The organism is Shewanella sp. 11B5 (genome assembly GCF_002836795.1).
GTDB classification, from domain to species: Bacteria; Pseudomonadota; Gammaproteobacteria; order Enterobacterales; family Shewanellaceae; genus Shewanella; species Shewanella frigidimarina.
In genome coordinates this window covers 1-8,600 of sequence record NZ_PJAP01000351.1, presented here as the reverse complement: position 1 = coordinate 8,600, position 8,600 = coordinate 1, and the positions used below count along the sequence as shown (strand labels likewise).

8 protein-coding genes are annotated in these 8,600 nt (G+C 41.9%); 5 read left to right on the top strand and 3 right to left on the bottom strand.

Annotation, left to right across the window (positions count from 1 at the left end):
• Nucleotides 1-900: M3 family metallopeptidase (locus tag CXF78_RS07580; protein WP_257984864.1), on the bottom strand; the 900-nt coding region annotated here is incomplete at its 3' end.
• A 448-nt stretch (nucleotides 901-1,348) separates the two neighbouring features.
• On the opposite strand from CXF78_RS07580, the gene CXF78_RS07575 reads away from it, so the two are divergent.
• The 3 genes from CXF78_RS07575 to gorA all read left to right on the top strand — a co-directional run bounded on the left by CXF78_RS07575 (nucleotide 1,349) and on the right by gorA (nucleotide 4,075).
• On the top strand, nucleotides 1,349-2,032 hold the full coding sequence (locus CXF78_RS07575; protein WP_245423170.1) for a hypothetical protein: 684 nt from the start codon (nucleotides 1,349-1,351) through the stop codon (nucleotides 2,030-2,032).
• A gap of 78 nt (nucleotides 2,033-2,110) precedes the next feature.
• Complete coding sequence (locus CXF78_RS07570) at nucleotides 2,111-2,641, top strand: hypothetical protein (RefSeq protein WP_102036427.1); 531 nt, start codon at nucleotides 2,111-2,113, stop codon at nucleotides 2,639-2,641.
• Between the two features lie 78 nt (nucleotides 2,642-2,719).
• Nucleotides 2,720-4,075 carry a glutathione-disulfide reductase gene (gene gorA / locus CXF78_RS07565; RefSeq protein WP_102036426.1) on the top strand — a complete coding sequence of 452 codons (1,356 nt, stop codon included), beginning with the start codon at nucleotides 2,720-2,722 and terminating at the stop codon, nucleotides 4,073-4,075.
• A 218-nt stretch (nucleotides 4,076-4,293) separates the two neighbouring features.
• On the opposite strand, the gene CXF78_RS07560 is transcribed toward gorA, so the two are convergent.
• A complete protein-coding gene (locus CXF78_RS07560) occupies nucleotides 4,294-5,328 on the bottom strand; it encodes a helix-turn-helix domain-containing protein (protein WP_011639287.1) in 1,035 nt (344 codons plus the stop codon).
• Nucleotides 5,329-5,365: 37 nt separating this feature from the next.
• Nucleotides 5,366-6,967, bottom strand: a complete 1,602-nt coding sequence (locus CXF78_RS07555) for an SLC13 family permease (protein WP_102036425.1) — start codon at nucleotides 6,965-6,967, stop codon at nucleotides 5,366-5,368.
• Nucleotides 6,968-7,293: 326 nt separating this feature from the next.
• Here CXF78_RS07555 and CXF78_RS07550 point away from each other — a divergent pair, with 326 nt between their 5' ends.
• Together CXF78_RS07550 and CXF78_RS07545 are read left to right on the top strand one after the other, a co-directional pair.
• On the top strand, nucleotides 7,294-7,929 hold the full coding sequence (locus tag CXF78_RS07550) for a hypothetical protein (RefSeq protein ID WP_102036424.1): 636 nt from the start codon (nucleotides 7,294-7,296) through the stop codon (nucleotides 7,927-7,929).
• A gap of 57 nt (nucleotides 7,930-7,986) precedes the next feature.
• Nucleotides 7,987-8,457: a CYTH domain-containing protein gene (locus CXF78_RS07545; RefSeq protein WP_011639290.1), complete on the top strand. Its 471-nt coding sequence runs from the start codon at nucleotides 7,987-7,989 to the stop codon at nucleotides 8,455-8,457.
• Nucleotides 8,458-8,600: the final 143 nt, after the last annotated feature.

The window sequence follows — 8,600 nt, the reverse complement described above, 5'->3', positions numbered from 1 at the left end:
CTCGTTTAAAAAGCCTAATACTTGTGCTGGGTTTTCTGCCATTTTGGTGGCTAACGATTTATCCGCGTAGCTGGCAAAACCGAGTAAATTGGCTAACTCATGGCGCAATGCCACAATTTCATTCATGTTATTGGTGTTATCAAACTCACCGGCATTAGGGCCTTGGTCAGATGCGCGAGTCACAAATGCACGGTAACACTCTTCGCGTAACTCACGGTTTTCGCTATAGGTCATTACGGGTAAATAAGACGGAAAGTCTAAAGTGAATAACCAACCTTTTTGCTCTTTGGCGTCTGCCATAGCTTTAGCTGCGGCGATGGCTGACTCAGGTAAACCCGCTAAGTCTGCTTCGTCGGTAATAAGCTTAGTCCACGCTTCAGTAGCATCTAACAGTTGATTAGAAAAGTTGCTGGTGAGTTCAGATAAGCGTTTAACCATTTCGCCATAGCGGGCTTTTTGACTGTCATCCAAGCCGATCCCCGACAATTCAAAGTCACGTAAGCTCTGCTCTATGACCATTTTTTGCGCTTGAGTTAACTGGGCAAAGTCTGCCGATTCGTGGATCGATTTATACGCCTCGTACAAACCTTGATGCTGGCCAACATAGGTGCCGTAATCTGACAACAACGGCAAACAAGCATCGTGAGCATCACGTAATTCATCACTACTGATCACCGAGTTCATGTGCGACACAGGCGACCACATTTTACTTAACTCATCATCAACGTCTTCAAGAGGCTCAATGAGATTGTCCCAAGTGTATTGGCTATTTTTTGCTAATAATACTTCAATAGTCTCACGACATTTGGCAATGGCTTGCTCAACTGCAGGCTGAATGTGTTCAGGTTTAATTTTTGAAAATTCTGGTAATTCTGCGCTACTTAGCAATGGATTGCTCATAAAGATTCCTCGAAATATGTCGCGTGAGTATTTAGCTTATATTGGGCTAATTGTTACCGTTTTCAAGCGTAGAAACAATTTATCCCGATAAATATAACCTTAGTTTCGAGGCGATACACAGGCCTTGTCATCACTAAGTTTGACCATATTATCGTTGATTCAACGTATAACAAGCTCAGTCACCTAACTGATTTGATCAACAAATAGAGTGACTAAGATCCCAATTTAATTTTACACTTAATTTACACAACTAATATTGACAGGCAGATCCCAAACGAGACTGATTATCATTTATTTTCCCACTAAAAGGGCTACCATTCGCTTGATTAAAAGCACTTTCCCATTTTTCGATATGAGCTCAATAAACATGAACTTCGATTTTTGCCTATCAAACCGCAACCATTATGCCCGCGCCTTTTGTTGTGCAATGGCTACGATGATGTGCTTGATGACATCCTCGTCAGCGTTCGCCACGGCAGAATACCAGCCGACTGCAGGGGTTGATGTTGCTTGGGAAAATAATTATGTCACTCAAGGTCGTAATAATTTAGAGCATGGCGGTATTGCATGGGCAGTGGCAAATATTGAACAAAACGACCTAGCTGTTTATGCCATTGTAGGGCGAGCAGACCAAGTGAATTATGTGGAATGGAACCTAGGGCTAGAATACACCTTACATCTCGCTAATAATATTGATGCCACAGTAGGCTACCAGCGCTTAGAATTTTATGGCGATGAGCGCTGTTCCGATAATGAATTTTTCGGCGCGTTAACGGTTAATGGATTAACTTGGTTTGTACCCGCTGTTAACTACACTTATGCAACCGAAGCTGGCGGCTATTTCATTGAACTGAGCATACATAGCCCATGGGAAATCAATCAACACTTCACTTTGACACCTTACATTGTTCAGGGATTTGATTATCAATACAGCAGTGAAGAACACAACGGCGCTAACCATTTCCAATTTGGACTAGAAGCCGAACAAAAGTTGAATGATTCAATGGCATTATCTGCACACATTAGCCACAGCATCGCTCAAGGAGATATTAAGCAACAAGCCAGTGCCGATGATATTCAGGGCAGTTTAGATCAAACCTATGCAGGGGTGCATTTCAAACTGAGTTTTTAAGCTTTGCTAGCATTTTAGCAATCCAAGGCTAGACTAAAGGGGCTACAGGACGCCCCCTAGACTCAAGCAAGGAAGCTTATGTTAACTCGACTTATCAATATACTATTTATCTTATTCGCCGCGGTGATGATGTTATTCAGTGCCTCATTACTTGCCAGCGAGCTCACCAAACTGATGATTAAACAGCCCGATAAACCCACCCAGTTAACCAATGACAATGCCAACTCACTCCCGTCGCAGTACGCAACCGATCATCAAGGTAATGTGATTGTTATCCCCACAGAGCAAAGCTCAGCTTTAGAATATCGAGCCGATGATATTTACCTTAAACCGAGCCACAAAAAATCACCCATCAAAAAAAACAACACGCGCTCATCAACTGTAAAGCGCACCACCTTAAAGAGTGCGACAATCGCTAACGATCCAAGCTGTCGCTGGTTGCATAGCCGCATAAAGCAGTTACAAAAGAAGCAACGCCATACCCAAAACAGTCAATTTAGTCATTATCAAGATGAAATCGATATTAGAGAAAGCGAATGGGCCTGCCTTAAGTGTGCAACCAGCGGCCCTAATAACGTTGACCGTGGTGAATGCCAACATAAACGCTAACAATGCATTGGGGGGAACGACTAGATTGCAAACACAATCCCCCCTACAATGGATGCATTAACCGCAGTGGAGATAATCATGGCTCAACATTTTGACTATATCGCGCTTGGCGCAGGCAGTGGCGGTATCGCCTCAGCAAACCGTGCAGCAATGCGTGGCGCAAAAGTATTAATTATTGAAGCAAAGCACGTTGGCGGCACTTGCGTTAACGTCGGCTGTGTTCCTAAAAAAGTCATGTGGTATGGCGCTCATGTCGCTGAAGCACTGAACCTATATGCCAAAGATTATGGCTTTGATGTTACCGTCAATAAATTCGATTGGAATACGCTAGTCGACAATCGTGAAGCCTACATTGGCCGTATTCATGATGCTTATGGCCGTGGCTTTGCGAGCAATAAAGTCACTTTATTAAATGGCTATGGTCGCTTTATCAATAACAACACCATTGAAGTTGATGGCGAGCACTACACTGCCGACCATATTGTGGTTGCCACTGGCGGCGCACCAACAATTCCTAATATTCCTGGCGCTGAACACGGTATCGACTCTGACGGTTTCTTCGCATTACGTGCGCAACCTAAGCGCGTAGCGGTTGTGGGTGCCGGTTATATTGCTGTTGAAGTGGCGGGTGTATTACACGCACTGGGCAGCGAAACGCATTTATTAGTACGTAAACATGCGCCACTGCGTAACTTTGACCCTATTTTAACCGACGCATTAGTTGACGCTATGGCCACCGACGGCCCAACGCTTCACACTCACAGCGTACCTAAATCGGTCACCAAAAATGCCGATGGTAGTTTGACGTTACTATTAGAAAATGACCAAAGCTTAACGATTGATTGCCTCATTTGGGCCATTGGTCGTTCACCATCAACAGGCAATATCGGCTTAGAAAACACCGATGTGCAATTAGATGCTAAAGGCTATGTCATTACTGATGAGCAACAAAATACCACCGCGAAAGGTATTTATTGTGTTGGCGACATTATGGCGGGCGGTGTTGAATTAACCCCTGTTGCCGTTAAAGCGGGTCGTTTGTTGTCAGAGCGTTTATTTGGCAACATGCCAGACGCTAAAATGGATTACAGCTTAATTCCAACAGTGGTATTTAGCCATCCACCTATCGGCACCATGGGTCTAACTGAGCCAGAAGCCGCTGAAAAGTATGGCCAAGACAATATTAAGGTTTACACCTCAACGTTTACCTCAATGTACTCAGCTGTTACAGCGCATCGCCAAGCCTGCAAAATGAAGCTTGTTTGTGCTGGTGATAATGAAGTGGTTGTCGGTATTCACGGCATTGGTTTTGGCATGGATGAAATACTGCAAGGTTTTGGCGTAGCAATGAAAATGGGCGCAACCAAAGCAGACTTTGACGCCGTAGTAGCAATACACCCAACGGGTGCAGAAGAATTTGTTACTATGAGATAAGTATTTAATACTTATCAAACCGTAAGCACTTAATAGGCGTTTACGGTTTTTTTATGCCTGTTATTTACTGGCGTAGCATTGAGCAAAACCCATCAACACATTTTGAAGGCGGTAATACCGATAATCCCCTACAACTAACCGCGTACCACTTTTATGATTATAGCAAACAACTCTAGACGACCGTTCTACTTTAGGTTTGTAAACTGCCATCTGCAATGTTAACTACATTGGCTTGATGCTTCTGATAAGTGCTTAGTGAGTTTCAGTACCTCTGCAGCGGTTTTACCTAATGTATAACGCCCAGATATGGCATGAGAATGGTTATAGTCATACAACCAATTCGCCAATTGTTGATTGAGATCTAACAACGAACCGGCTTTGTTTTCTTTCAAGAATGGCTCATAAAACTCATGATATGCTAGGTCTTGAAAACGAGCTGCAAGACCATTTACAACAGGGCCATTGTACGCTCTCATTTGAATGTGATTAATATTATGAGCAGATAAAACATCGCTAAACTGCTGGCTTTTTTTGCCAAAAAACTCACTGCCTCGATCGGTTAAAATAGTATTGATATTGAGCCCTTGGGCAGTGGCATACCAAGGTAGAACAGTTTGTTCAAGAAACTCAGCGGCTGAAGCAGAATCACGTTCTGGCATAATCACCGCTATCGCAAACTGACTATAACCATCAACAAACGTATGTTGATATAACTGGCCTAATGGGCTTATAACCCCTAAATCAAAGGTGTCTTGCACACAAATATCACCTGGATAAAGACACTCAAAGATGGGATCATTTGAATCGAGTTGATACAGTTTTTCAATGCGCACTTGATCTGAAGGCGCTAAATTATTGTCTTGTTTTAGCTTGCTATGTAAAGCCAATAATCGATTTTTCTTTGTTTCTAAGTTATGCCTAACCCAAATAGTGCGAACGCCACTGGCAGAAATAGCGCAGCCTCGGGCTGTCAACAACTCTGCGACTTTTGCTTGACCATAATTAGGGTAATCAAGTGCTATCTCAATAACTTGGTCTTCTACAGCTTGGGAAACTCTATTTTTTAATGCTGGTTTTCTTCGAGATAAGTTCTTTAAACCACGTTCACCAGCCGTTTCATATTGTTTTTTGAAACGATAATAACTGTCACGGCTGTAACCCATGATGCCGCATGCTTTGCTTATGCTGCCAAGTTCCGTTGCTAATTGCAGTAGCGCCAATTTACTTCGAATTTCATTTTTCTTTGCGCTCATATTTAGTACTCAATACTATTGTCTTACGATTTGAAGGCTACCAAAACACCCCATTTGGGGTATAACCTAACCATCTAAACCACGTTTCACCCAATACGATGCATACCACCCAAGCAATAACTAGCATGGTAAATCCAAATTTAAACGTGTCACTTAAACTATAATGGTCGGTGGAATACAGCAGTAAAGCTGGCTTACTATTAAAAGGTAAAACATAAACATGCTCTATTTGGAGTGCTACAGGTAATGCCAAACTCATAATAGGAAAATCAAAACGCTGGGCGACCCCAATCGCGATGGGGATAAACAACATCGTTCGCATCGTTTTTGATTGAAATATCACCGAGCTAAACAACATTGCACCAGTTAACATTATATAGAAAACGCTGAAGGGTGTATTTTCATCTAAACCAAAATACTCTAGGCTAAAATTTACTGCCAGATTAGGTAAATCAGTTTGTTTGAATCCAGCCCCCAAGGTATACGCCCCCGCAGAAAAAAGTAATAAGTGCCATGGCACATCTACCTGGTTCCAGTTCACCACACCAACCCGAGGAAGCAAAGCCACAATGGCGCCAATAAATGCAACCGCGGTAGCACTGACACCGTGATATTTGTCGGTTGCCCAAAATATCAAAATAGTCACAAAAATCACAATAGATTTAATTTCGACAAATGATATTCGGCCCATTTTATTGAGCTCTTGCTGTAAACGGTCCATTCCTCCCTCAATTTGCGGTAAGCGTTCTTCGGGGGATAATGGGAAAAAAATCTTTGTCGCAACAAACCAACCAATAATGATCATGCAAATTACCACGGGCATCGAAATAATCATCCAGTCGGCAAAATAGAAACTACCACCAATAGCACCAGCAATTAAACTCGCAGCCAATAAATTCGCCCCTGAGCCTGTTACAAAAGCGCCAGCACATAAGTTAATTTGCAGTAGGTTTTGCAGCACTAAGTTGCGGCCAAAATTATTTTTATTGTCACCACCTCGAGCACCATACACCGCGGCTATCACCATAAAAATCGGCATGAGAATGGCGGCTTTTGCTGTGGTTGCAGAAATAAAGGCCGACAAAACCAAATTGATTAGCATAAAGCTGTAAAAAATGGGGGTTGCACTTGTCCCAAAACGACAGATAAACCATAACGCAAAGCGCTTAGCTACGCCTGTAGTCGCCAACATAGAAGCCAAGATAAACGATAAAATATTGAGCCACATTATCGGATGACCTAATTGCGCATATGCTACCTTTTCGGGTAATACTCCCGTTAGCACTAACGCAATAATCACCATCAATGACGTTAAATAATTCGGTATAGGCTCTGTTATCCAGAGAATAATAGCCGCACAGAAAATCGCAAACATTGCCTGACCATGCCAGCTAAACAACACTTCTCCGGCTTGGTCAAAATGTTCTGCCGCAGTTTTGCTTAGCATAGTGCTATCAATGTTAACTAAAAACGGCATAGGGTCGGCGGTGAGTAAAAATACAAATACGGCAAGTGCAATCCAAATCCCTATACGAGCTAACCATTGTTCAACGGTACTTTTATTTCGAATTGGCAGCTTTTCCATTCGATATTGATTCATATCCAGTGGGTCTGTCGCTGAAGGAGTTTCCTTGGTCATTTTGTTTACCTTTCGATGCAATGCGACTGCTGAATAAACATTACCCGTAAAAGTAGCAATGAAATTCGATCTAGATCAACGAAAGTACAAACTAGTTTTAATTAAATATTCACATAGAACGAACGACTTAAATTATGATTTAAATATTCCCATTAAAATCATTAGTTAATGACGAAAATCATTATTACACAAAACGATTGATGTAAGATTAGATTAAAACTTATCAACAACAACATTGATCTGGATCTGTTTATTTATCATCTCTTGGGAGTATTGTGACGGTTGAGCTTCATCCGAACACTACGACAGCATAAAAGGACTGACTCATGTCTGAATTAACCATCGGTGAAATATCTAAACCTCGTTTTGAATTTCGAACTTTCGGGCAAAACTTTACCGAAGCATCCTATCGTATGGCGCGCTTATCGGTACCCGTACCAGAAAAGCTTTGGTGCCGAGAAAGTGACGAAATTTATATCATCTCCAGCACGAATGATTTGAACAATACCAAAATTCGCGACGGTAAGATGGATATAAAATCCTATGTGCAAACGGTCAACGGCTTAGAACAATGGGACCCTAAACTTAAAGCGGTATTCCCACTGAGTAAAACACGACTGATTGAAGAAATATTCCCCGCGTTTATGGTTGATTTACCCGCATTAACCCAAGACAGCTATTGTTTAGAAGGCTTCCTCGCTGTTATCGAAAATCACCCAGACTTACAGGCAGTCAACATTCATAAACAGCGCTACGCCTATATGGTTAATGATACAATTTGTGAGTTAGCGAACGTGCTCGTTAATGGCGCTCGAATTGTCAGTATCAACAGCGAATCAACTCAAATAGAAGATATACAAAAAACCATAAGTGATTTAAAGCTGACAGGAGTTGAAAATATCAATTACTTACAAGCGATAAAACGCGTTATTGGGATGAAAAACTTACCTCTCGCTAACTAACATTAATGAGTCCGACGGTAACTCAAGTTGGTTGGATAAATATTAAGGATTTGCATCATGGCTCAAGAAATCGAACGTAAATATTTAGTCAAAAGCGATTTATTTAAATCGCAGGCCGTTGGTTCAGTCCGTATCATTCAAGGCTATTTATCGAGTGTGCCTGAACGGACTGTCCGAGTTAGAGTAAAAGGTGATAAAGGTTTTTTAACCATTAAAGGTATTGGTAATGAGTCTGGGGCTTCCCGCTATGAATGGGAAAGTGAAATCTCAGTCGCTGAAGCACAGGATCTACTCAAAATTTGTGAGCCTGGTGTTATTGATAAAACACGCTACTTAGTCGAGTTTGAGAATCACACTTTCGAAGTTGATGAGTTTTACCAGCAAAATCAAGGTTTGGTGGTTGCAGAGGTAGAGCTTACTGATGAAGCACAAAAAGTACACAAGCCCAGCTGGTTAGGTAAAGAAGTAACGGGTGACAGACGCTATTACAACTCAATGCTAATGAAGCAGCCTTTTACCTCTTGGTAATTGAACGGATAATTTGAACTGATAAATTGAAGCCTGCGCAGGTAAAGCATGCTTCATTTCCCTCAATCTATTTGCTCACCATGATAACAACATCAAACGACGGCATTAGCTCGTCACATCAACAACAAAATACCCCATTGATT